This window comes from Streptomyces sp. NBC_00878, from assembly GCF_026341515.1.
Taxonomy (GTDB): Bacteria; Actinomycetota; Actinomycetes; order Streptomycetales; family Streptomycetaceae; genus Streptomyces.
The window spans coordinates 8,412,664-8,435,397 of record NZ_JAPEOK010000001.1 but is presented as its reverse complement, the minus strand read 5'-3'; the positions used below and the strand labels follow the sequence as shown (position 1 = coordinate 8,435,397).

Here is a 22,734-nt window from a genome sequence, read left to right as displayed (position 1 = left end):
ACAGATCCACGACGAACGCGCGGGGCGCCCCCTCTTGGGGGCGCCCCGCGCGTTCGTCGCCAGCCAACAGACCAGCCGCTCTCCCCACCGGTCACATCTTCGTGGCTCCCGCGGCAAGATCCCTGAGGAAGTGCCGCGCCCCGATCAGGAACACCACGATCAGCGGGACGACACTCATCAACGCACCGGCCATGACGACGGCGTAGTCGGTGTTGTACACCACGTTGAGGTTGGCGAGGGCGACCTGGAGCGTGAGCCGGTCGGGGTTGACCATGACGACCAGCGGCCAGATGTAGTCGTTCCAGATGCCGATGAACGTGAAGATGCCGAGGAACGCCAGCGCGGGCCGGAACAACGGCATCGCGACCTGCCAGTAGAGCCGGAAGAACCCGGCGCCGTCGATCCGTCCGGCGTCGAGCAGTTCGTCGGGCAGCGAGTTCTGCGCGTACTGGCGCATCCAGAAGATGCCGAAGGCGTTGGCCGCGCCGGGAATGATCAGTGCCTTCAACGAACCGGCCCAGCCGAACTCCGCCATGGTGACGAACTGCGGCACAAGCGACAGCTGCGCGGGGATCATATAGGTGGCCATCAGGGCGCCGAAGAGGAACTTCTTCGCCGGGAACTCGTACTTGGCGAAGGCGAAGGCGGCCAGCGAGTCGAAGAACAGCACCAGCACGGTGCCGGTCACGGCGACCACCAGGGTGTTGAACAGCGAGGCGAAGAAGTCGACCCGCTCGATCACCTCCCCCATGTTGTGCAGCAGTTGGGCGCCCGGCACCAGCCTGGGCGGATAGCTGAGGATGTCCTGGGTGGTGACGGAGGCCATCACCACCAGCCAGTAGAAGGGGAACAGCGAGACCAGCACCCCGAGGAGCAGGGCCACGCGGACCCAGATCCTGGTCGCCCTGCTGCCGGCCCCGACGGCGAGCCCCACGCTGGAGGGCGCGCGGTCGGCGGTCACCGCGGCCCCCCGCCGACGTTCAACGGCCATTGCGGGCCCCCTTGCGCAAGGCGATACCGCGCCCGTCCGCACGCTCGGAGCCGGACACCAGCCGCCAGTTGATGATCGCGAAGAGCGCGATGAGGGCGAAGAGCAGCCAGCCCATCGCCGCCCCGTAGCCGAACTGCAGGTCGTTGAAGGACTTCTGCCACAGGTAGAGCACGATGGTCATACCTTCCTGGCCCGGCCCGCCGGTGGTCCCGGGGTCGTCGGAGTAGAAGAGCACCTGGGACTCGGTGAAGATCTGCAGGCCGTTGATGGTGGACGTGATGACGGCGAAGAGGATCACCGGCCGAAGCTGCGGCACCACGACCCGGAAGAGGGTCTGCCGGCTGTTCGCCCCGTCGACCCGGGCGGCCTCGAAGAGCTCGGTGGGTATGGCCTGCAGCCCGGCCAGAAAGATCAGGGCGTTGTAGCCGACCCACCGCCAAATAATCATCAGAGAAATCGCCGACTTGATCCCGAGCGAGGAGCTGAGCCAGCCGACACCGTCCTCGACCCCAATCGCCCTGAGCATCGAATTGGCCAGCCCCGCCTGGGCGAAGACGGACCCGAAGACGATGGTCATGGCGACCATCGAGGTGACGTTGGGAATGAAGTACGCCACCCGGTAGACGGTGGAGAACCGTGTCTGCGAGTGCAGCAGAAAGGCGATCACCAGGGCCAGGAACAGCATCGGCACGGTGGAAAGGAACCAGATCTGGAACGTGTTGAGGATCGAGTGCCAGAACACCGAGTCCTCCAGCAGCCACTTGTACTGCTGGAGCCCGACGAACCGCATGTCACCGACGCCGTCCCAGTCCTGAAAGGACAGGTACAGAGAAAAGACCACGGGAAAAGCACCAAAGACGGCAAAAAGCAAATAATACGGAGAAATCGCGAGGTAAGGCGGAAGATGGCGCCGCCACCGACCACGCGGCACACCTGCACGAGCACCACCACGACCGCCCGCTTCCTCCCCACCCCCGGCGGCGGAAACCCGCTCCGCTCCCGCGACGGCGGCCACGTCAGTTCACCCCCCGCTGGGAGAGCGCGGTTTCGGCGGCGTTCATGGCGTCCCGCCAGGCCTTGTCGGGGTTCTTGCCGAGCGTTTCCACGTTGGTCAGCTCCTGGAAGACGGGGGTGTTGGCGGTGTCCTCGTAGGGGCTGCGGAAGATGACCGGGGCCTTCTCGGCGGCCGGACCGAAGACATCGACGGGAACCTGACCACCGAAGAAGGCATCGGGCGTGCGCATCGCCGATTCGCTGTAGACGGCAGGGGTCGTGGGAAACAGCGCCATCTCCTGATAGCTCTTCAACTGGTTCTCGGGCCCGAGCATCCATTTCAGGAAGGCGAACGCGCCTTCCGGGTCGCGGCAGTAGCGAGTAATACCCACGTACGAGCCGCCGTAGTTGGTCGGCCCGGCAGGCATCGCGGTCAGCCGCCAGACCCCGGAGGTCTTCGGCGCCACCTGTTTGAGCCCGTTGATGGACCACACAGCGTTGATCATCGTGGCGACCCGGCCACGACTCACGACCGCGTTGTAATCAGGCGTTGTGTCCATGACCCTGGCACTGAGCCCCTGCCGGTACGTCTCCACAGCCACGTCCCACGCACGCTTGACGTGCTCCTGGTCGCCGATGAAGCGATCGTCGGCGTCCACGAACTGCTTGGGGCTCTGATACAGAACCATCCGGAAGACATAACTGATCTGGGAAACCAGATACGGCTTGCCGGGCGCCTTGCTCTTCAACGTCCGCCCGGTAGCGAGGAACTTCTCCCAGGTCGAGGTGGCCTGCGCAACGTCCTCCGGCTCGGTGGGCAGCCCGGCCTTCTCAAACAAGTCCCGCCGGTAGAAAAGGGCGGTCGGCCCCGCGTCAAGCGGAAACCCAACCATCCGGCCGGCCGGACTGATCCCACTCTTCCACTTCCAGTCCAGATACTGGCCCTCGATCGCACCCGCCCCCAGATCCTTCAGATCGAGGAACTCCTGCTCGTCCGGGAAGAACTCCGCGACGCTGGAGTTGAGACAGACCAGGTCCGGCACATAGGCGCGTGCCGCCATGCTGGTGCGTACCTTCGACTCGTAGTCGCCGGCGATCGGCGACCCCTTCACCTTCAGCCCGGACACCCCGGGCACCGAACGCGCGGAGGCGGCGAGCAACTTGTCGCTCAACGCCCCCTGCCAGTACCAAATACTCAGATGGTCGGTACCCGCGGAGGCCGACCCATTACCCGCCCCGCATCCCGACAGCCCGAACAAGGCGGCGCTGCCCAGCGAGGCCCCCAACAGACGTCTACGGGACATCAATCGGTGTTCCATCGGCGCGCACTCACTTTCCGGGCACGGCAAGGCAAGCACCTGGCGCCGCGTCGGGCCCGCTACGGGGTGGGGGGGAGGACAACGATGCGGTCGGGGCTGGACCCCGGGCTCGACCGACACCGTTCTCATCTGCCGTGAGCGTTCACGTGAACGTTGCCGTCGAGTATCGGGGCGCCCGAAAACCAGTGTCAAGGGACGTACACAGCAGATGTGTTGAGGCCTGTGAAAGGCGAGCCCACCCACCCACGGGCAGCCGACAACCGACAGCCGGCAACCGCCCCGTCTAGGCCGAGGCCCGCACCACCAACTCGGGAAGGACCCACGCATCGGCCCCGCTCAACGGCGCCTCACCCGCACGCAACCGGGCAACCTGCTCGACGGCAAGCCGCCCCAGCCGCCGCTTGTCGATATGCAGGGTGGTCAGAGCTGGCTCCACCAACTCCCCCAACGAGAGCCCGTCAAAGCCCAGCACGGCCAGGTCATCAGGCACACGCCGCCCACCGCGCCGAGCGGCACGCATAGCACCCACAGCGATCAGATCATTGAACCCAAACACGGCGGTAACTTCGGGCCGAACGCCCAACAACTGCCCCATACCAGCCTCCCCACCCGCGACGCTGTGCTCGGGACACACAACCACCCAACCATCGTCAACAGACAACCCATGCCGCCGCACTTCAACGAGAAAGGCCTCCCGCCGAGGACCGACAACCCCCTTCCGATCCCCGTCCAGCATGCCGATCCGGCGATGCCCCGCACGAACCAGATGGGCGATGCCCTGCTCCACCCCGACGGCGGCGTCGATCCCCACGGCCGCGAACCGGGTCTGCTGCGGCCCGCGCTCCAACAACACCAACGGCACACCACCCAGCCGCCGGGCCAGCACGTCGTCCTCGTTCCTGAAGTACCCCACAACGGCGTCCGCCTGATGGGAGAGCACGTCGAGCGCCTCCCGCTCCCGAGCCTCATCGGTACGGGAGTCCCACACCACCACCTGCCACCCGCGCTGCTCGGCGGCCTCCAGCACACCGGCGGCCACCTCGGGAAAGAAGGGGTTCATCAGGTCAGGAATCACCAGCCCGACCGTCACGGTCCCCTTCCGCACGAGCCCGCGCGCGAACCGGCTCGGCCGGTAGTCCAGCAGCCGCGCCGCCTCCAGCACCCGCTCCTTGGTACCGGGGTCGATCTCACCCTTGTCATTGACGGCCCGCGACACGGTCTGACGCGACACTCCGGCCAGCCGCGCAACATCATGAATCGTGGCCCGCCGCCGAGCCCCACCAGCCGGCTCCCCCTGCTCATCACCCCACACGCTGAGCACTGTAACCGGCACCAACCCACCGACCGACAGAGGAAGGCCCTCCCCCACAGGCCCGCAGCCGCCAACGCACGCGGGGCGGGGCCGTGCCGGTATGTCAACGTTCGCGACGTAGGGCTCCCGCTGGAAACGCCCACCAAGGCACTCGGGGCAGTATGCCCAGTGGTCGCGAACGTGACATACCGGCACGGCCCCGCCCCACCCACCAGCGCAGGTGGAGCGCTAGCCGCGCCCAACGGCCCCCTCAGAACAAGGCGCTGTAGGCATTCAACGCAGGCTGCCCCCCAAGATGGGCGTACAGCACAGTCGCCCCCCGCTCGATCTCCCCCCGAGCCACCAGATCAACCATCCCGGCCATCGACTTCCCCTCGTACACAGGGTCCGTCACCATCCCCTCGGTCCGCGCCGCAAGCCGCATCGCCTCCAGCGTGGCCTCATCGGGAATCCCATAAACACCCGCGTGATACCGCCCATCGAGCTCAACATCACGCTCACCCAACTCCCGCTCCACACCAATGAGTTGCCCCGTCCCCCGAGCGATCCGCGCAACCTGCTCACGCGTACGCTCAGGAGCCGCCGACGCATCGATGCCCAGCACCCGCCGCCCCCGCCCCCCGCCTTCCTCCAGCGCGGCGAACCCGGCAACCATCCCCGCCTGAGTCGACCCGGTCACCGAGCACACCACCACGGTGTCGAAGAAGACCCCCAACTCCCGCTCCTGCTCGGCCACTTCAAACGCCCACCCGGCGAACCCGAGCCCACCGAGCGGATGATCGGAGGCCCCCGCGGGAATGGCGTACGGCTTCCCGCCGCCCTCCTCGACCTCCCGCAGCGCCTGCTCCCAGCTCTCCTTGAACCCGATCCCGAACCCGGCCCGCACGAGCCGCACATCGGCCCCCGCGAGCCGGCTGATCAGGATGTTGCCGACCTTGTCGTACACGGAGTCGGGCCAGTCCACCCAACTTTCCTGCACGAGAACGCACTTGAGCCCGGCCCGAGCGGCACAGGCAGCCACCTGCCGAGTGTGATTGGACTGCACCCCACCAATGGAGACAAGCGTGTCGCACCCTTTCGCAAGCGCGTCAGCAACGAGGTACTCCAACTTGCGCGTCTTGTTCCCCCCATAAGCAACCCCGGAGTTGCAATCCTCCCGCTTGGCCCACAACGAGGCGCCGCCAAGATGCTTGGTCAACCGCTCCAGCGGATGAACGGGCGAGGGCCCGAACAACAGGGGATAACGCTCGTACGAAGAAAGGGACATAAACAGCCTCCCGGATTCAATCACCGTCGGCGAGTCCTTCAAGCCCTCGCCAGATCTCCGCGGTAACCCGGACCGCACCGTCCACGTCACCATCCGCACACGCCTCGATGAGCTGCTCATGCAGCCCGGCCGAACGACAGTTGCCGCCCTCACCGAAACGCCGCCGCTCCAGCCGCCGAATCAACGGCGTATACCGCGCGATGGTGGCAGCGGCAGCGACATTGCCACCCGCCCTCACCAGCACATCGTGCAGCTCGTCATCGGCACGCAGGGCAGCATCCACATCCCCCACCCGCACGGCAGACGCGAACCGCGCGTTGGCCGCCCGCATCACCTCCACGTCAGCCTCCCGCAACCGCGGCACGCCAACGCGCACAACCAGCTCATGCATGGCCCCGACCACAGCGGCCGCGTCCCGCACCTCGGCGACCACCACCGCGGTCACCCGCGTATAACTCTGCGGCTTGCTCTCCAACAGCCCCTCGTCGACAAGCCGCGCAAAGGCCTCCCGCACAGGCGCCCGCGACAGCCCGAGCCGCTCGGCGAACTCGGCGTCCCGCACCACGGCGCCAGGCTCGATCTCCCCGGCCACGATGGCGTCCCGGATCGATGCGTAGGCCTGGTCCCTGAGCAGGGTGCGCGGCACTGGTCGGATGGTCCCCATGAACTGAAATGTTAGATGTCACCGAGGTCGCGCACAAGACCAGGAGGGCTTTCACCCTCAGAGTCCGCCTACATCAGTCCTGCGGAACGAGGTGCTCCACAGCCTCGGAAACAAGGTCCTCGCCGTAGCCGAACCGTTCGCCGATCGCCGCGCAGCGAGCGTACTGCTCGGCGGTGAGCGCCCCCGAAGCCGAGTGCAGAAGCCGGAGCAACAGTCGGTACCCCAAACCGGGATCGACCTGGGTGACAACCTGCTCCAACACCACGGCATCCTGATCCGTCAACAGGGGTGCGGCTTCCCGGAGTTCGTGCAATACGGCGTCCGCCAGATCACCTCGTACAGACGGCAGATCGCCACATACGGACGCCCGTACGGACGGCAGATCGCCCCGTACGGACGGCAGGGCAGGACGGTGCGAGGGAGCGACTTCCCGGAGTCGGGCCGTACACGCATCAGCGATCCACCGAAGCCAGTCCCTTCCGCCGGTTTCGAAGCGGTCGGGGTGCACATTCGACGCGGCCGTCCAGAGGGTCGTGATCGTGTCGGTGGACAGCGGGGACCGCAGCAGCCGGACGGTGTCCTCCCACAGAACGAGCGCCTGGACACCGGGGGTGCGATAACCGTCGGCGGCGACAGTCGTCCCGAGGAGTTCGGCCGTCGGGATGTTCCGCTCCCACACCGGGTCGAACTGCCTGGCCAGCTCCGAGAACCCGAAGTCTCCTTCGAAGAGGCGCCGGGCAACATGCAGGGGTCGCCACACGACGGTGAGCCCTGCATGGATGACTTCGATGTGGTAGCCGAAAGGCTCACCGAGGTCACAGAACCGGTGGAATCGTTCCTCGGCGACCGGCACGGAGGCGGTCTTCAAGGCCCGCAGGAAGAACCGGAACCCGAGATCGAGGTCGGCTCGGCCGACGACCTCCTCCAGCGCCGACACGAGACCGGGAGCGGTGAGTTCGTCGGCGGACGACCGGATCTCCGCCAGGATCGCGTCCCGTACGGCGGCGTCCGCGACGGGAAGACGCCAGAACTGCCATGACGGGGACGGTTTCCGGCCGACCATCGACCGAGGCGGATGCGCCGCGCACGTCTCGTCGATCCGGACGAGCCAGTCCCGTATGCCGATCCCGTGTGACTCCGGGTCCCACGCGTTCCCCGTGGCTGCCAGCCACACCGCGCGGAGCACCTCGTCGGGCAACGGGGACTCCAGAAGTCTGCGCAGGTCCGCACGGAGTTCCTCGGCGTACCCCCAGTCGTCGTGGAACACGTCGAATCCGAGTCTGCGTCGCTCGTCCTCGCCGAGCCGCTCGATCCGCGACATGTCGACGGGCGTCTCGTCCTCGTACTCGACGATCTTCGCCGTGACGAGCGCGAGTGCCGCCTCCTCACCGTCGAGCACCGCGACATCGGCGAACTTCTCGGTCAGCCCGCTGAGTCCGAAATCGGCGTCGTACTTCTCGAAGTACGGGTCACGCCGCTCCTGCACGCTCCAGCCCCTCCCATGGTCCTGGTCCTGGTCCTGGTCCTGGTCCTGGCCATGATCATGCCCGGGGTGGGCCCGCGCCCAGGCACGAGCCCACCCCCTTGCGGTCCCTCAGCCCGCCCAAGGCCAATCCGCGTCCCGGGCCGCCTCAAGCAGCGGAACCATCCGGAAGGCCGCGTCCGAGAGACCCCCAAACACATGCCGGTTCCCCGTCCCGGACGGCCCATGGCCCGCCCGGTACCCCGCGAGGTTCCAGGTGTAGACCGGCACATGTGCTGGAACCTGCTCGGTCGGGTCGCCGTAGTGGCTGTACGTGGCCTGCTCGTCCGTGACGATCAGTACGCGGTCGTGCTTCTTGTAGTGCTTGCGGACCGCCTCGGTCGTATTCGTCCCGCCGAGGTCGCCGAAGCGCTCCAGCACCTTCAGCACCGACTCGCCCCGACGGAACTTCACCCGCTTGCTGCTCGTCCCGAACTCGACGAGATCGGCGTCCGCCGCCCGCAGCGCGAGCGCCGCGCCGAAGATCGCCGCCGCGTCGGCCCGGTTGAGCTCCGAGCGGTCGGAAAGCCGCGAGTAGAACATCGACCCGGACCGGTCGACGAGCACGAGCGTCCTGCCACCCAGCGCCGGCACATTGGCCAGCGAGTGACCGAGCGCCTGCTCCAGCGGGTACGCCCAGCGCAGCGACGGCGCGTGCTGGTACGCGGCGAGGTACCGGAACGGGAACTGCCGCGAACGCGCGACCTCCGCCGGGTCGCTGATACGGGCGGCCACCTGGGCAGCCACCTCGTCGGAGACCCCGGCCTCGTCGAAGTTACGCAGGTTCCGGACGAGTGCCATCGCACCCATGGACGGAATCGCGGCCTCCCAGGCCGCCTTGTCCATCGGACCCTGCAGCCAGCCGGCCAGCGCCTCCCAGGTCATGCCCGCGTCCGCGAGGCGCTGCGCGCCGTGCGCACCGGTCACCACCTTGCGCCGCTTGGCGGGCCGCAGTGCCATCAGGTCGCGGTGGGCCGCCAGAACGGGCAGCGACTTGGGTACGACGGCCGTGTCCGGGTTGTGCCGACGGTCCAGCGCGTACTGGAACAGGTCGCCCTGCCACGGCTTCTCGGGGTCCGGTGCCGCGTGCACGAGGTTGAGTATGTCGCCGAAGCGGTAGCCCTTGGACGCCGTGTCGTACTTCAGCAGCGACTTGCCGCTGTAGAGCCGGCGTACGGCGTCGGCGATGCCCCGCTTCACGGGCTTGGGCACGCTCCGGCCGTACTGCGCGGTCCAGTACGCGAGCAGCTCGCCGGGCTCGTCCGGGCGCCGCAGCACGGACGCGACGACCTGCCGGTTCGCCGGGCCGTCCGTGGCGCCCGCGTCACTGCGGTGTACGTTCGCCGAGCCAGACCTCCTGATACCTGCGGCTCTGCTTCTGCCTGACCGGCTGCACCCTCGGGTTGTTCAGGTGCTGATAGTTGGGCGTCAACGCATGGCAGTTCGGGCACAGCAGCCGAAGGTCCTCCGGCCGGTTCTTCGTTCGGTCCCCGTCAACATGGTCGACGTGTAAGGGGACCCGTCCGGACGACGTGTTGATCTCGGCCCACCCGCACTTCTCGCAGCGCTGCCCTCTGAGTAGGACGAGCGCTTGGCGTACGCGCCAATCAGGGCGCCCGTCCTCTCTCGTGCCGCTGACTTCGCCCCCCTGCCACGCGGCGAGCCACGTGGCGAACGTCCCCGTTCGCTCGTACCGGTCGTCGTTGAAGCACGCCCAGGAGCAGTAGGGCCCGTTGGACCGGGGGCGCCGTTCCGTCGATCCGCAGCGTTGGCACGGTGCTGGCTCCCCACGCCGTGCCAACACGGCCTGCCGACGGGTCACGTTGGCACAGGCCCTGCTGCAGTGGACCGCGCCACGGGTCAGGATGGGCTCGCCACATCGAGGGCACAGCGGCTTGGGCCTTCGTTTTGCCGCAGCCCGCTGTCGCGCGGTCCCCTGGAGGCTGCAATGGTTGCTGCAGTAGCGTCTGCGCTTTGCCTTCACCGGAGTGCCACATTGTTCGCACAACTTGGACATGCATGAACGGTATGTCCAGCACTACCTGGCGACCCCGGAATCTGACACGCTCACCCGTTCGAGTGACGCGCTCTATCGCTGCTGGCGCTTCCAAGGCCCGGTGATCGCCACCATGATGCCGGGCTCCTGGATATTGGCGTACAGCGTCTTTCCGTCGGGGGAGAACGTGACGCCGGTGAACTCGCTGAACTCGGGCTCCGCTTCGGTGCCGATGTTGAGGTCGTTGCGGGCGATGGGGTACGTACGGCCGCTGTCGGTCGCGCCGAAGAGGTGCGAGATCCCCTCGCCGTCCTCGGCGATGACGAGGCCGCCGTACGGGGAGACGGTGATGTTGTCGGGACCGTCGAAGGCGCCGTCCTTGGACGGGTCGGGGTTCACGCCGAGGAGGACCTTGAGGGTCAGCGTGCGGCGCTTGGGGTCGTAGAACCAGACCTGGCCGTCGTGCTGGACGGGGCTCTCCTCACGGGCGTACGAGGAGACGATGTACGCGCCGCCGTCGCCCCACCACATGCCTTCGAGCTTGCGGGCGTGGGTGACCTCACCGGTGTCGAACTGCTTGCGTACGGGAACGGTCTTGGCGTCCCGGTCGGGTACGTCGACCCAGTCGACGCCGTACACCGTGCCGATCTTCGTGGCGCGGGAGAGGTCGTCGATGAAGTGGCCGCCGGAGTTGTAGCACTTGGGGGCCTGGAGGACGCCCGCGTCGTCGGCGAGGGCGCGGAATTTGCCGTGGCCGTAGTGGAAGCCCTTCGGCGGGGTCCAGCGGTAGAAGAGGCCGTTGGGGCCGGCAGCGTCCTCGGTGAGGTAGGCGTGGCCGCGCTTGGGGTCGATGACGACGGCCTCGTGGTCGTAGCGGCCGAAGAACTTCAGGGGCTTGGGGTCGCGATTGGCACGGCGGTCGCAGGGGTCGACCTCGAAGACGTAGCCGTGGTCCTTGGTCATGCCGTTGACGCCGGCCCGGTCGGAGTTCTCCTCGCAGGTGAGCCAGGTGCCCCAGGGGGTGCTGCCGCCCGCGCAGTTGGTGGAGGTGCCCGCGATGCCGACCCACTCGGCGACCGCGCCGCCCGGACGCACCTCGACGACCGTGCAGCCACCGGACGCGGCCGGGTCGTAGACGAGGCCCTCGGTCAGCGGCACCGGGTACTTCCAGTTGGCGCGCGGGCCCTTGAGCTCGTGGTTGTTGACGAGGAGGGTCGTGCCGCGCGGGCCGTCGAAGCTGGCCGTGCCGTCGTGGTTGGAGGGGGTGAACTCGCCCGACTCCAGTTTGGTCTTCCCGCTGTACGTGATGGTCCGGTACGTGAACCCGGCGGGCAGCGCGAGGATGCCCTTGGGGTCGGGCAGGAGCGGGCCGTAGCCGACGGCTCCGCCGTGCCCTCCGCCGTGCCGGTCGGCGTCGTCGCCCATGGTCTCGGTGTCCGTGGACGCGAGGGCGCCGGGCGCGGTGGCGAGCGTACCGACGCTGCCGACCAGGGCGACACCGGCGCCGGTGATCGCGGATCGTCTGGCGAAGTCCCTGCGGGTGAGCGACATGCTGTCTCCTGTGACGGTGGCGTGTGACCGTGGCGAGGGGGGTGAGGCGTGGAGGGTGAGGCGTGGAGGGTGGCGGACCCGATCGTCGGCCACACAGTCCCGCCCGCGACTGAACGCCGGTTGAACGCGGGTCGACTTCCCAGGTCTCCCTTGCGTGAATCCGGCCCGTTCCGCCCGTGCGGGCCGACGACACCCCGTACGGCCCAACAGTCCTCGCGTCCGAACTATTGGTCGGAATAATCTCGGTATCAACGACCCGCACGACCCGTGGAAGGCGAGCCGAAGTGGACGCACGTCAGGCAAGCCACCGCCATGAGGACCGGCTGATGGCGCTGGCCAACGTGACCGGTGTCGGCAGCGGGCGCGACGAGGACTCCGGCGAGGACGTCATCGTCGTCTTCGTCACCCGCAGGGTCCCCCGCGACCGCCTCCGCCCCGAGGACGTGGTCCCGGACGAACTGGAAGGCTTCCCGGTCAGAGTCCTCGCGATGGGCGAGGACGAGCCCTGATGTCCTGAGTTCCTTCGCCCCCCTTGCTGCAACCGCGCCTTGAACGCCGGAGGGGCTGACTACCAGCCCGTCCGGCGTTTGAGGACGAGGCCGTTCAGGCCGACAAGCGAGGGCCTGGGGGCGGCAGCCCCCAGAAAGGGACAGGACTGGGTAGGGGCGGCGGGGGCGAAAGACCCCGTTATGTTTTCCGCGGTCCTGCAAGAGGGCCGCTGGCCTCCGGGCCCGGCATGACTGTGTCCCCCTGTCGAACGGATGACCTGGGGGGTGGTGTCACCGGGCCCGGGAGGTGCCGTCGGAGACGCTGATGAGAGGTCCGGCCACCGCCCGGTCCGGCGCAATGCCGGGCAGTTCGCGGGCGGCAGGTCTGCATAACGTGGATGCGCGCGTACGACACCACTGCCGAGGCCGGCACGTTCAACTTCCCTGGAAGGGCGCGATGTTCGACACCCAAGACGTGGGCGTATTCCTCGGCCTGGACGTCGGCAAGAGCGCCCATCACGGCCATGGGCTCACGCCAGCCGGGAAGAAGGTCCTCGACAAGCAGCTGCCCAACAGCGAGCCGAAACTACGGGCCGTCTTCGACAAGCTGACCGCGAAGTTCGGCACCGTGCTGGTGATCGTGGACCAGCCCGCCTCGATCGGGGCTCTCCCCCTGACCGTGGCCCGGGACGCCGGCTGCGAGGTCGCCTACCTGCCCGGCCTGGCCATGCGGCGGATCGCCGACCTGTACCCGGGTGAGGCCAAGACCGACGCGAAGGACGCCGCGGTGATCGCGGATGCGGCCCGCACCATGCCGCACACCCTGCGCTCGCTGGAGCTCACCGACGAGATCACCGCCGAACTCACGGTCCTCGTGGGCTTCGACCAGGACCTCGCCGCTGAGGCCACCCGCACGTCCAACCGGATACGCGGCCTGCTCACCCAGTTCCACCCGTCGCTGGAACGCGTTCTGGGCCCCCGCCTCGACCACCAGGCCGTCACCTGGCTGCTGGAGCGCTACGGCTCCCCGGCCGCACTGCGCAAAGCCGGCCGCCGCAGGCTCGTCGAGCTCATCCGGCCCAAGGCCCCGCGCATGGCCCAGCGGCTGATCGACGATGTCTTCGAGGCGTTGGACGAGCAGACCGTCGTGGTCCCGGGCACCGGCACCCTCGACATCGTCGTGCCCTCCCTGGCCCGCTCTCTCGCCGCTGTCCACGAACAGCGCCGGGCCCTGGAAGCCCAGATCAACGCCCTGCTGGAGGCCCACCCTCTTTCCCCGGTCCTGACGTCGATGCCCGGCGTCGGCGTCAGGACCGCCGCCGTCCTGCTGGTCACCGTCGGCGACGGCACCAGCTTCCCGAGCGCCGCCCACCTGGCCTCCTACGCCGGACTCGCCCCGACCACGAAGTCGTCGGGCACCTCGATCCATGGCGAACACGCACCCCGAGGCGGCAACCGCCAGCTCAAACGCGCCATGTTCCTGTCCGCCTTTGCCTGCATGAACGCCGATCCCGCCTCCCGCACCTACTACGACAAGTGCCGGGCCCGCGGAAAGACCCACACCCAGGCCATCCTCCGCCTCGCCCGCCAACGCATCAGCGTTCTGTTCGCCATGCTCCGCGACGGCACCTTCTACGAACCCCGCCTTCCCCAAGCGACAGCTGCATGAACCAGCCCACAGGCAGGTCGATTCAGGTCAACGCCTTGTGTCGTCTGTCCACGCCGAGATATCTGCGGCAGCCCGTCGGACAGCGTCCTCCTGGTCCCGGGCGAGGTTCGCGCAGGCCGCTGCGACGTCCGGCACACCGTCCGGTCCCACGAGCGCGTCATGCACCCCGGTCTGCAGCCAGTCAGCCTGGTTGTCGTCAGCCTCGGCAACCGCGAGAGCGATGAGCCTTACGGCGGCCACCGTCCCCACCCGGGCCAGGGCCTCTGCCGTCTGTCGGATCACCGCCGTGTCCTCGACGTCCAGCAGCAGCCCCACCAGCGCTTCCGCAGCCTCAGAAACATCAGCGAAGGAAGCAAGGTCGCGCCCGGCACGAACACGTTGCGTCCACGAAGGAGACGACGCCTCAGCCAAGGCCGCCTCCAACCCACTCATCATCTCTGGCACGACCAGACAGTCTCATGCCCCACGAAGAAGAACGGACCCCAAGCCGAAGCTGCCCACACGCTTGACGAAGAACATAGAGGCACCCCCCTACCCCCCTTGCTGCGACCGAGCCTTGAACGCCGCCTTGCGCGCCTCCTTGGCCACCCTCTTGTCGGGATGCAGCCGCCCCATCGCCTCCAGCACATCCGGCGTGGCGGGATGATCCACCCGCCACGCCGCCGCGAAGAACCCGCCATGCTGCGCCGCGAGCCCCTCGACCAGCCCCTGCAGCTCCGCCGAATTGCCCTCCGCGGCCAGCTGCGCGGCAATCGTGTCGACCGTCAGCCAGAAGATCATCTCCTCGGACGGCGCGGGCACGTCCGGCGCCCCCCGCTCGGTGAGCCACACCCGCGCGAGCCCGCCCAGCTCGGCATCGTCGAGCACGTCACGGAGCGCGGGCGCGGCCTCCGTACCGACCAGCGACAGGGCCTGCTGGCAGAGGAGCCGCCGCAGCGGCGCCCCCTTGTCGGCGCCCTTCGCCGCCGCGAGCAGCTCCCGCGCGGCGGTGAGGGAGTCACGCCCGGCGAGCCACTGCTCGGTCTCGGCCTGCGCGGCCGTCGGCGGAAACGCGGCGATGCCGTCGAGCAGCACGTCCGCCCCCTTGTCCGCGAGGTCGCCCACCGCGGGCGCCGCGAACCCGGCTTCGAGGAGCCGCGCCCTGATCCCGTAGACCCCGAGCGGGGTGAGCCGCACCATCCCGTACCGCGAGACGTCCGTGTCGTCGACCGGGGTCGCGGGATCCTCGTCGGCGTCGGCCATCAGGGCCTCGTCGACGGGCTGGAAGTCGACGAGCCCGATCGGCTCCAGGAGCCGGAACTGGTCGTCGAGCCGCATCATCGCGTCCGACACCTGCTCCAGGACGTCGTTGGTGGGCTCTCCCATGTCGTCCGGCACGATCATCGACGCGGCGAGCGCGGGCAGCGGCACCGGGCCGTCGCCGGGCCCGCCCTCGCTGGAGGTCAGCAGGTAGAGGTTGCCGAGGACCCCGTCGAGGAACTCCGACTCCGCCTCCGGATCCCAGTCCAGCCCGGAGAGGTCGATCTCGCCGCCCTCGTCCATGGCCTCCATGAGGTCGTCGAGGTCGGGCACGCTCGCGTCGGCGAGCACCGTCTCCAGCGCGCCGAGCCACAGTCCCAGTACGTCCTGTGGCGCCCCGGAGAGGACGAGTCCCAGGTCAGGGCCGGCGGTGACCGTGCCCTCCTCCTCGTCCACGATCTCGACGAGCCCGATGTCCACGGCGACCCGCCAGGCCTCGCTCGCGTAGGCCGCGGCGTCCCCGCCGTCGAGGCCGAGCTCCGCGGCGGCCTCCGGCAGCTGCTCCTCGGCTAGTTCGCCACCGGCCCCGACCCGGGTCTCCGGACCGGCCCAGCGGGCGAGCCGCACGGCACGCGACAGGAGCGGCGTGGCGAGGGCGTCCCGCGCGAGCTCCGCTTCGGCGTGCAGACGCACCGGCGGCAGGGGGGAACTGTCTGACATCGGCTGGTTCTCCTAGGACGAACGTTCGGGCGTACATCTCGGACGTACACGAGGCCCGCGGGCCGCCCGGGAAAACGCCTGCCGGCCGCCCCGGACACGCAGCCTCAGCCTAGACGGATTTGGACCCATGCCGCCCGGTTCATGAACCTGTCAGAAGTCTTAACCGAGGAAACCTTGACAAGTGCCCTGGCCAGACACGAGATTGACGCGCGTAGAAACTCACGAGTAGCAGTCCGGCCGAGACTTCTACGCGCGTCAACGACCGCCCCACCGGTTGCGACTCCCCCATGGCTCCACCCTCACGTTCGATCGTCTTCGTTCCACAGCTCCGCCCTCGTCCGATGGCAGTTCCACCTCGTCCCGGCGCCCACGCACGTCCCCGGAGGGATCCCGTTGCCGAGCAAGTCTTCCGTACGCATAGCCGCGCTCACCGTCGCCGCCGTCTGTTCCACGGTCTCCGCGGTGGTCATCACGTCACCCGCCCACGCGGCCGCCGTAGCCGTGCATGACATCCAGGGCTCCACCCGGACGTCCCCGCTCGCGGGCCAGCAGGTCACGGACGTGGCCGGCATCGTCACGGGTACGAGAACCTATGGTTCGTCCCGCGGTTTCTGGATCCAGGATCCGTCCGCGGACGACAACGCGGCCACCAGTGAGGGCATCTTCGTCTTCACCAGTTCCACGCCCAAGGTCGCCGTCGGCGACTCGGTCACCGTCTCGGGCACGGTCACGGAGTTCGTGCCCGGCGGTGCCTCGTCCGGCAACCAGTCGGTCACGGAGATCACCCGGCCGACGGTGACGGTGGTGTCGAGCGGCAACGCGCTGCCCAAGGCCACCGTCATCAACAGCCGTTCCGTACCGGCCGCGTACACGCCCGAGGGCGACGCGGCGGCGAGCGGTTCGGTGGGCGGCCTGACGCTGCGGCCGAAGAAGTACGCCCTCGACTTCTACGAGTCCCTGGAGGGCATGAACGTCGCGATCGGCTCGTCCCGCGTGGTCACCGCGACCGACCCGTTCTCCGAGCTCTGGGTGACGGTCAAGCCGCACGAGAACCCGAACCGCCGCGGCGGCACGGTCTACGGCGCGTACTCCGCGCAGAACACCGGCCGGCTGCAGATCCAGTCGCTGATCCCGACCGCCACGGAGCCGTTCCCGACGGCGAACGTCGGCGACACGCTCAAGGGCACCACCGAGGGCCCGCTCGACTACACCCAGTTCGGCGGCTACACGCTGACCGCCCGCACCCTGGGCACGGTCGAGGCCGGGGGCCTGGAGCGCGAGACGACGCGCAAGCAGTCGCGTTCCGAGCTGGCGGTGGCGACGTACAACGTCGAGAACCTCGACCCGACGGACGGCACGTTCGCCGACCACGCGGCCGCGATCGTGGACCACCTCCAGTCGCCCGACATCCTGTCCCTGGAGGAGATCCAGGACAACAACGGCGCGAAGAACGACGGCACGGTCGCCGCCGACCAGACGATGCGGAAGCTGATCGACGCGATCGTCGCCGCGGGCGGCCCGGCGTACGAGTGGCGCTCCATCGACCCGGTGAACCTCGCGGACGGCGGCGAGCCGGGCGGCAACATCCGTCAGGCGTTCCTCTACAACCCGGAGCGCGTGTCGTTCGTGGACCGCGCGGGCGGCGACGCCACGACGGCCGTCGGCGTCACGAAGGTGCACGGCAAGGCGCAGCTGACTCTCTCGCCTGGCCGTATCGACCCGGCGAACACCGCGTGGACGAACAGCCGCAAGCCGCTCGCGGGCGAGTTCACCTTCCGCGGCAAGACGGTCTTCGTGATCGCGAACCACTTCGCGTCGAAGGGCGGCGACCAGTCGCTGCACTCGCAGTTCCAGCCGCCGGCGCGCAGCTCGGAGACGCAGCGCCACCTCCAGGCGACCGCCGTGAACGCCTTCGTCAAGGACATCCTCGCGAAGCAGAAGAACGCGGACGTCGTGACGCTCGGCGACATCAACGACTTCGAGTTCTCGAAGACGACGCAGCTCCTGGAGGACGACGGCGCCCTGTGGTCGGCCGTCAAGTCCCTTCCGAAGAGCGAGCGTTACAGCTATGACTACCAGGGCAACAGCCAGGTCCTCGACCAGATCCTGATCAGCCCGTCGATCCGCAAGGACTGCGACTTCACGTACGACAGCGTGCACATCAACTCGGAGTTCTCCGACCAGATCAGCGACCACGACCCGCAGGTGCTGCGGTTCCGCCCGTAGTCGCCGCGGTGACACGCCGGTGACCCCGGCCCAACGCCAGTGAGCCCGGCCCCACGTCAGGGGGGCCGGGCTCACCCACGTCTCGTCCCCAGTGGAGCCTCAGGCTCCGAAGGCCTGGTTCAGCCAGCCCTGCCAGGCGGCTTCGTTCCGCTTGGCGTCGGCGCCCGGGGCGAAGTCGTGGACGCTCATGCCGACGGGCGCGCCCCAGTGGTTGCGGCCGAAGAAGCGGATGAGGGCGTCGTCGGTGCGCAGCCCGATGAAGTACGGGTTGCGGAAGTCGACGACGGCGTCCAGGACCTGGCCGTCGGGGCCCTGGGCCCGTACGCGCGTGCCCTCGGCGGTGTCGTCCGCGAGGCCGAGTGCGCGGCCCACGGCGGCGAAGGCGTCGGCCGCCTTGGACGCCTCGGGCCCGTCGAACGTGGCGAAGGCGGCCGGCCGGGCCGCGAACTTCGTCAGGTACTCGCGCAGGGTGTGGAGGTAGAAGTCGGTGTGCCTGCTCGCCCCGTCGTACTGGTTGTCCCAGTCGTCGACGAAGATCCCGCTGTGCACGTACCGCACCCAGGCGCGCCGGCCCTCGTCGCGGGGCTCGACGGTGTAGTCGAGCTGGTTGAGGGTCTGCCCGGCGACTTCGTCGACGCCCTCCAGGCGGTTGGTGTACTTGTACGGCGGGTCCCAGGCGGTGACCGTGGATCCCCAGGGACCCCGGCCGCCCTCACGCGGCTCAGGGGGCTCCATCGGCCACAGCCAGCCGCCGGTGCCGCTGGTGACGGCGTCCCACACCTCGTCGGGCGTGGCGTCGACCTCGAACTCGCGGGCGATCTCGAATTCCTTGGACATGATGGGCTCCTGCGCGTCAACTAGGTGTGTCAGTCGGTGAGTTCGGGCACCGCTGAGGGCGCCTCGGATGTCTTGGATGCTTTGGTTGTCTCGGACACCTCGGATACCTCGGACACCTCGGATGCCTTGGGGTCCGTGGACGTACCAGGCCTTCCGGATGTCGCGGGCTTGACCGTGGGATGGACCGCCACGACGATCCGGTGGTCACGGCCATCCTCGGCGTCGGCCGCGTCGTACTTGCGGATCAGCGCGCCGACACCGGCCGTCAGCTCCTGGATGAACGCGGCCCGGTCCGCGGCGGAGGCGAAACGGACCTCGCCGTCCAGCGCGTAGGTGGCGAGCCGCTTGCGGGCCTTCGTGGCACCCGTGATGAGCGTGCCGACGTCCCGCACCAGCCGGGCGCCCAGCGCGAGCAGCCACCGCGCCGAGAGCTGGTCCCGGAAGCGGTCCGGGTCGGGCTGCACGACGGCGAGGGCGAGGGGCGAGATGACGTACGACGCGGCGGTCGCCCTCATCAGCCGCTCGGTGACGTTGCCCTTGCGGCGCTCGCCCGCGAGCTCGATCAGGCCGTGTCTCTCCAGCGCCTTCAGGTGGTAGTTCACCTTCTGCCTCGGCAGTCCGACCCGGCCGGCCAGCATGGCGGCCGACGCGGGTCCGGCCGCCAGCTCGGCCAGGAGCCGGCCCCTTATGGGGTCCAGCGAGACGGCGGCTGCCGCGGGGTCCTCGATCACGGTCACGTCCAACATGACTCCACCGTCCCACCGAAAACTTTTTTTGTCCAGACGGTTCCAGTTGTCGGTGGAACGGATGGCTCTAGCTGCAGGCGGACCGGAAGGTTCTGGCGGTCGGCGGACCGGAAGGTTCTGGCTGTCGGTCGACTCGGCAAAACGGTGAGGCCCGGCACCAGGAGTTGTGTTCCTGGTGCCGGGCCTCTCGCAGGCGCCCTTCCCGTCCCCACGGAGGAGGGCACTGGAGAAGACGATGGATCGCCGCTTCCGGTTCATCCGCCCGCGCGGTCGAATTCCGACGAACCGACGGACTGGCGAACCGACGGACCGACGGACGGACCGACGGACTGGCGGACTGGCGGACTGGCGAAGCGGCGAAGCGGCGAACCGGTCAACCGGTCAACCGGTGATCACTCGGGGACGAGCCCGACAGCGTGCGTGTAGCGGTGGACCGTGGACCGCTTCAGCCCGGGGTACGTCTGCACGCACTCCCACTCCGGCGTACGGGACCCGACGCCGTTGCCCGGCGCGGCCATCGCGTCGACGTGGGCCCGTGCCGTCTCCCACTCCGCGTAGTTGAGGACCTTCGTGCCGTCGGTGCTGAGGTGGAAGTGGGCGGAGATCCCGCCGGGCTTCGGGTTCGGCTCGCTCTCCAGGGCCTCGAACACGGCGTCCACCCAGGCCCGCTGCCGGTCGGGGTCCGGCCCCTCGAACTCGATCTCGACGATCACGACACACCCCGGCACCCGGGTCTCCGCCTCCCGGACGCCGCTGCGGTACCGCCGGTACCGGCCGAGCTCCACCCGTTCGATCCCGGGCACGGCCACGTCGATCTCGTCCACGCGCTCCTGCCGGTGGACCTTCACGAACGCCTCGTAGTCCTGCTCGCTCCGCCACTGCGAGTGGTGCAGCAGGGTGGTGCCGTCCTCCCCGGTGTAGACGTGGCACCCGAGCAGTCCGTCGGCCGGCCACGGCCTGCTCTCCCAGGTCTTGGCGATCGCCTCGGCCGTCTCCCGCTGCCGTTCGGGCGTCCCGACCCGCCAGGTACTGAAGAAGGGGGCTCCGACCTCGGGGCGGGTCATCGCGGGGTGCGCGTCGGTACGACGGGTCATCACGAACTCCAGTAATCGCTGCTCGGCGTCTTCGACACCACCCTCCGACCTCAACCAAGCTTCAGGTCAAGCCCGGAGCTTCAGGTCAAGTCCGGCGGTACGGGCAGTGCGGTGTGTGGGCAGCCGTCACCCCTGTCCGGTCCCCCGCTCGCCGAGTCGCGCCAGCCGGCTCTGGAACCAGTCCAGCCGGGCCTGCAACAGCGCCGCCTCGGCGACGAGTTCGGAGACCCCGAGCCCTTCGAGCTCCGCGAGCCCCTCGGACACATCGGCACCTGCGGGCTGTACGGCGCCACCCCCGGCCCGTACCCGCAGCCCTTCCCCGCCCAGCCGCGCGAAGGTCGCGAGCGACACTGCCGTACGACCTCGTACGCATCCGGCGCAGGAGGCCGCGAGGCCCCGCCAGCCGGGCCTGCCCCATCCCGCGTCGGCCAGCGCCACGGCGGCGGCGCCGCACGCGCAGGGCCCGACCGTGGCGCTGCGCACCCGCTGCCGCGCGTACCGGAAACCGAGCTCGAAGCGGATGTAGACACCGAGGATCGCCACTTCGAGGAGTACGGCGCTGCGGTGCTCGGCGGTGCACAGCATGGCCTCGGCCGCCGCGCGGTCGTGCACGCAGTGGAAGCCGCAGTCGCAGCGGCGGTGCGGTGCCCGGTGCCGCAGACCGTAGACGCAGTGCGCCTCGTCGAGCACTCCGTACGGCAGCGCGCCGCCCAGCGACACACCGGTGAACCCGGCCCGGGTGCCGTCCTGGGACAGCATCGGGTGGGCGATCTTGAATCCGGTCGGCGGCTCCGCCGGACGTTCCTCGGGGAGCCGCACCCTCATCGCGCGACCGGAACCTCTTCGACCGAGGACTCCAACTCCTCGATCTCCCCGATCCCCTCGGGGAGTCGGAGCTCCTCCTCTTCCAGGCGCGGCTGCTCCTCCGCGACTCCGGTGGCGAGTGCTTTGCCCAGCCTCATGACGCCTCCCGTGACAGACGACCTTCTACCGTTCCCGCCATGGTGACCGAAACGGGGGCGAGTTCCTAGAGCGCCCCTACCACCTCGAACGCCGCAACCAATAAGAAATGCTTACCCATATCCCGTAGCGGAATTAAGTGGAGCTTCAGGGTCGGTGCGCCGAGACTACCTCCATGACCTCACGACGCACCCCGCCCTTCGGCCGCGCCCTCTGCGCGATGATCACCCCTTTCACCGCCGAGGGGCTGCTCGACCTGGACGGTGCCCAGCGGCTGGCCGACCGGCTGGTCTCCGAGGGCTGCGACGGGCTGGTGCTCTCCGGGACGACCGGAGAGTCCCCGACCACGACGGACGCCGAGAAGTCGGCGCTCGTGCGGGCGGTGGCCGAGGCGGTCGGGGACCGCGCCGCGATCGTCGCGGGCATCGGAACCGCCGACACCCGGCACACCGCCGAACTGGCGCTGGAGGCCGAAAAGGCAGGCGCTGACGGCCTGTTGGTGGTCACGCCGTACTACAGCAGGCCCCCGCAGGACGCCGTCGAGGCACACTTCCGGGCGATCGCGGACACGTCCGGACTGCCGCTCGTGCTGTACGACATCCCGGGCCGCACCGGCACCCGTATCGAGCCGGAGACGATGCTGCGGCTCGCGGAGCATCCGCGCATCGTGGCGGTGAAGGACTGCGCGTACGACCTGCTCGGCACCCAGAAGGTGCTGGCCGCCACGGAGTTGGCGTACTACACGGGCTGCGACGAGTACGTGCTCGCGCTGTACGCGATCGGCGGCGCCGGGTACATCAGTACGGTGGCGAATGTGACGCCACGTCACTTCCGATCCGTCCTGGAAGCGTTCGACTCCGGAGACTCCGGAGAGGCGGCCCGACTGCAGCAACTCACCATCCCGCTAACGGAGTTGATGATGGCCTCCGGCCTGCCCGGCACGGTCACGACGAAGGCCCTGCTGGGCGCCCTCGGTCTGCCCGCCGGTCCGGTCCGGGCACCGCTGCGGCCCGCCGACCGGGAGACGGTCGACGGGCTGCTGACCGCGTACGAGCGGCTGGTGGCCGCCTCAGCCGGTGTGTGAGGCGTGTGAGGCGTGTGATCGGAGCATGCTCAGCGTTCGGCGAACCTTGGCGAGCG

General features: G+C 68.9%; 20 protein-coding genes and 1 pseudogene. 4 read left to right on the top strand and 17 right to left on the bottom strand.

From position 1 onward, the window contains the following. Positions 1-91: 91 nt before the first annotated feature. The 10 genes and pseudogenes from OHA11_RS36570 to OHA11_RS36530 all read right to left on the bottom strand — a co-directional run bounded on the left by OHA11_RS36570 (position 92) and on the right by OHA11_RS36530 (position 11,615). Positions 92-991, bottom strand: a complete 900-nt coding sequence (locus tag OHA11_RS36570; protein WP_266503624.1) for a carbohydrate ABC transporter permease — start codon at positions 989-991, stop codon at positions 92-94. Beyond that, positions 981-1,832: a sugar ABC transporter permease gene (locus OHA11_RS36565; protein WP_323186722.1), complete on the bottom strand. Its 852-nt coding sequence runs from the start codon at positions 1,830-1,832 to the stop codon at positions 981-983. The genes OHA11_RS36570 and OHA11_RS36565 overlap by 11 nt, the downstream gene beginning before the upstream one ends. A gap of 175 nt (positions 1,833-2,007) precedes the next feature. Next, positions 2,008-3,288, bottom strand: a complete 1,281-nt coding sequence (locus OHA11_RS36560) for an ABC transporter substrate-binding protein (protein ID WP_266503622.1) — start codon at positions 3,286-3,288, stop codon at positions 2,008-2,010. Positions 3,289-3,586: 298 nt separating this feature from the next. Then, the gene (locus tag OHA11_RS36555) at positions 3,587-4,615 is read right to left on the bottom strand and encodes a LacI family DNA-binding transcriptional regulator (RefSeq protein ID WP_266503620.1); all 1,029 of its coding nucleotides are present in this window, start codon (positions 4,613-4,615) and stop codon (positions 3,587-3,589) included. A gap of 250 nt (positions 4,616-4,865) precedes the next feature. Beyond that, positions 4,866-5,882 (bottom strand): 1-aminocyclopropane-1-carboxylate deaminase, encoded by a 1,017-nt coding sequence (locus OHA11_RS36550; RefSeq protein ID WP_266503619.1) that lies wholly within the window; start codon positions 5,880-5,882, stop codon positions 4,866-4,868. A 16-nt stretch (positions 5,883-5,898) separates the two neighbouring features. Continuing rightward, positions 5,899-6,546, bottom strand: coding sequence for a GntR family transcriptional regulator (locus OHA11_RS36545; RefSeq protein WP_266503618.1), 648 nt, complete (start codon positions 6,544-6,546; stop codon positions 5,899-5,901). A 73-nt stretch (positions 6,547-6,619) separates the two neighbouring features. After that, on the bottom strand, positions 6,620-8,032 hold the full coding sequence (locus tag OHA11_RS36540) for a hypothetical protein (protein ID WP_266503616.1): 1,413 nt from the start codon (positions 8,030-8,032) through the stop codon (positions 6,620-6,622). A 108-nt stretch (positions 8,033-8,140) separates the two neighbouring features. Next, positions 8,141-9,394 (bottom strand): annotated as a pseudogene (locus tag OHA11_RS36535) (TROVE domain-containing protein); the annotation flags it as partial. Beyond that, on the bottom strand, positions 9,393-10,085 hold the full coding sequence (locus OHA11_RS48435; RefSeq protein WP_323186721.1) for an HNH endonuclease signature motif containing protein: 693 nt from the start codon (positions 10,083-10,085) through the stop codon (positions 9,393-9,395). The gene OHA11_RS48435 and the pseudogene OHA11_RS36535, both read right to left, overlap by 2 nt. A 72-nt stretch (positions 10,086-10,157) precedes the next feature. Beyond that, complete coding sequence (locus OHA11_RS36530; protein WP_266503614.1) at positions 10,158-11,615, bottom strand: alkaline phosphatase PhoX; 1,458 nt, start codon at positions 11,613-11,615, stop codon at positions 10,158-10,160. A 284-nt stretch (positions 11,616-11,899) separates the two neighbouring features. Between OHA11_RS36530 and OHA11_RS36525 the strand changes: the two genes are divergently transcribed. Both OHA11_RS36525 and OHA11_RS36520 read left to right on the top strand, forming a co-directional pair. Continuing rightward, positions 11,900-12,124: a hypothetical protein gene (locus tag OHA11_RS36525; protein ID WP_266503613.1), complete on the top strand. Its 225-nt coding sequence runs from the start codon at positions 11,900-11,902 to the stop codon at positions 12,122-12,124. Between the two features lie 436 nt (positions 12,125-12,560). After that, positions 12,561-13,772, top strand: coding sequence for an IS110 family transposase (locus OHA11_RS36520; RefSeq protein ID WP_266492891.1), 1,212 nt, complete (start codon positions 12,561-12,563; stop codon positions 13,770-13,772). A gap of 27 nt (positions 13,773-13,799) precedes the next feature. Here OHA11_RS36520 and OHA11_RS36515 read toward each other — a convergent pair whose 3' ends face one another. Further along, on the bottom strand, positions 13,800-14,207 hold the full coding sequence (locus OHA11_RS36515) for a hypothetical protein (protein ID WP_266507475.1): 408 nt from the start codon (positions 14,205-14,207) through the stop codon (positions 13,800-13,802). Between the two features lie 96 nt (positions 14,208-14,303). Continuing rightward, positions 14,304-15,731 (bottom strand): hypothetical protein, encoded by a 1,428-nt coding sequence (locus OHA11_RS36510; RefSeq protein ID WP_266503611.1) that lies wholly within the window; start codon positions 15,729-15,731, stop codon positions 14,304-14,306. A 393-nt stretch (positions 15,732-16,124) separates the two neighbouring features. Here OHA11_RS36510 and OHA11_RS36505 point away from each other — a divergent pair, with 393 nt between their 5' ends. Then, positions 16,125-17,957, top strand: a complete 1,833-nt coding sequence (locus OHA11_RS36505) for an endonuclease/exonuclease/phosphatase (protein ID WP_266503609.1) — start codon at positions 16,125-16,127, stop codon at positions 17,955-17,957. Between the two features lie 99 nt (positions 17,958-18,056). On the opposite strand, the gene OHA11_RS36500 is transcribed toward OHA11_RS36505, so the two are convergent. The 5 genes from OHA11_RS36500 to OHA11_RS36480 form a co-directional block, all read right to left on the bottom strand. Further along, positions 18,057-18,794 (bottom strand): SRPBCC domain-containing protein, encoded by a 738-nt coding sequence (locus OHA11_RS36500; RefSeq protein WP_266503607.1) that lies wholly within the window; start codon positions 18,792-18,794, stop codon positions 18,057-18,059. 29 nt (positions 18,795-18,823) lie between these two features. After that, entirely contained in the window at positions 18,824-19,540 is a 717-nt protein-coding gene (locus OHA11_RS36495; RefSeq protein WP_266503605.1) for a winged helix-turn-helix domain-containing protein, read from the bottom strand. A gap of 392 nt (positions 19,541-19,932) precedes the next feature. Next, positions 19,933-20,634, bottom strand: coding sequence for an antibiotic biosynthesis monooxygenase (locus OHA11_RS36490; protein WP_266503604.1), 702 nt, complete (start codon positions 20,632-20,634; stop codon positions 19,933-19,935). Between the two features lie 126 nt (positions 20,635-20,760). Beyond that, the gene (locus OHA11_RS36485) at positions 20,761-21,459 is read right to left on the bottom strand and encodes a hypothetical protein (protein WP_266503603.1); all 699 of its coding nucleotides are present in this window, start codon (positions 21,457-21,459) and stop codon (positions 20,761-20,763) included. Further along, positions 21,456-21,596 (bottom strand): hypothetical protein, encoded by a 141-nt coding sequence (locus tag OHA11_RS36480; RefSeq protein WP_266503601.1) that lies wholly within the window; start codon positions 21,594-21,596, stop codon positions 21,456-21,458. The genes OHA11_RS36485 and OHA11_RS36480 overlap by 4 nt, the downstream gene beginning before the upstream one ends. Before the next feature lie 173 nt (positions 21,597-21,769). Between OHA11_RS36480 and dapA the strand changes: the two genes are divergently transcribed. Beyond that, positions 21,770-22,678: a 4-hydroxy-tetrahydrodipicolinate synthase gene (gene dapA, locus OHA11_RS36475; RefSeq protein ID WP_266503600.1), complete on the top strand. Its 909-nt coding sequence runs from the start codon at positions 21,770-21,772 to the stop codon at positions 22,676-22,678. Positions 22,679-22,734 lie beyond the last annotated feature (56 nt).

Excerpts from the sequence above, each read along its gene's own strand:
- OHA11_RS36570 (WP_266503624.1), bottom strand. The coding sequence starts at position 991 with ATGGCCGTTGAACGTCGGCGGGGGGCCGCGGTGACCGCCGACCGCGCG.
- OHA11_RS36560 (WP_266503622.1), bottom strand. The coding sequence starts at position 3,288 with ATGTCCCGTAGACGTCTGTTGGGGGCCTCGCTGGGCAGCGCCGCCTTG.
- OHA11_RS36550 (WP_266503619.1), bottom strand. The coding sequence starts at position 5,882 with ATGTCCCTTTCTTCGTACGAGCGTTATCCCCTGTTGTTCGGGCCCTCG.
- OHA11_RS36545 (WP_266503618.1), bottom strand. The coding sequence starts at position 6,546 with ATGGGGACCATCCGACCAGTGCCGCGCACCCTGCTCAGGGACCAGGCC.
- OHA11_RS48435 (WP_323186721.1), bottom strand. The coding sequence starts at position 10,085 with ATGTCCAAGTTGTGCGAACAATGTGGCACTCCGGTGAAGGCAAAGCGC.
- OHA11_RS36530 (WP_266503614.1), bottom strand. The coding sequence starts at position 11,615 with ATGTCGCTCACCCGCAGGGACTTCGCCAGACGATCCGCGATCACCGGC.
- OHA11_RS36520 (WP_266492891.1), top strand. The coding sequence starts at position 12,561 with ATGTTCGACACCCAAGACGTGGGCGTATTCCTCGGCCTGGACGTCGGC.
- OHA11_RS36515 (WP_266507475.1), bottom strand. The coding sequence starts at position 14,207 with ATGATGAGTGGGTTGGAGGCGGCCTTGGCTGAGGCGTCGTCTCCTTCG.
- OHA11_RS36510 (WP_266503611.1), bottom strand. The coding sequence starts at position 15,731 with ATGTCAGACAGTTCCCCCCTGCCGCCGGTGCGTCTGCACGCCGAAGCG.
- OHA11_RS36500 (WP_266503607.1), bottom strand. The coding sequence starts at position 18,794 with ATGTCCAAGGAATTCGAGATCGCCCGCGAGTTCGAGGTCGACGCCACG.
- OHA11_RS36495 (WP_266503605.1), bottom strand. The coding sequence starts at position 19,540 with ATGTTGGACGTGACCGTGATCGAGGACCCCGCGGCAGCCGCCGTCTCG.
- OHA11_RS36490 (WP_266503604.1), bottom strand. The coding sequence starts at position 20,634 with ATGACCCGTCGTACCGACGCGCACCCCGCGATGACCCGCCCCGAGGTC.
- OHA11_RS36485 (WP_266503603.1), bottom strand. The coding sequence starts at position 21,459 with ATGAGGGTGCGGCTCCCCGAGGAACGTCCGGCGGAGCCGCCGACCGGA.
- OHA11_RS36480 (WP_266503601.1), bottom strand. The coding sequence starts at position 21,596 with ATGAGGCTGGGCAAAGCACTCGCCACCGGAGTCGCGGAGGAGCAGCCG.
- dapA (WP_266503600.1), top strand. The coding sequence starts at position 21,770 with ATGACCTCACGACGCACCCCGCCCTTCGGCCGCGCCCTCTGCGCGATG.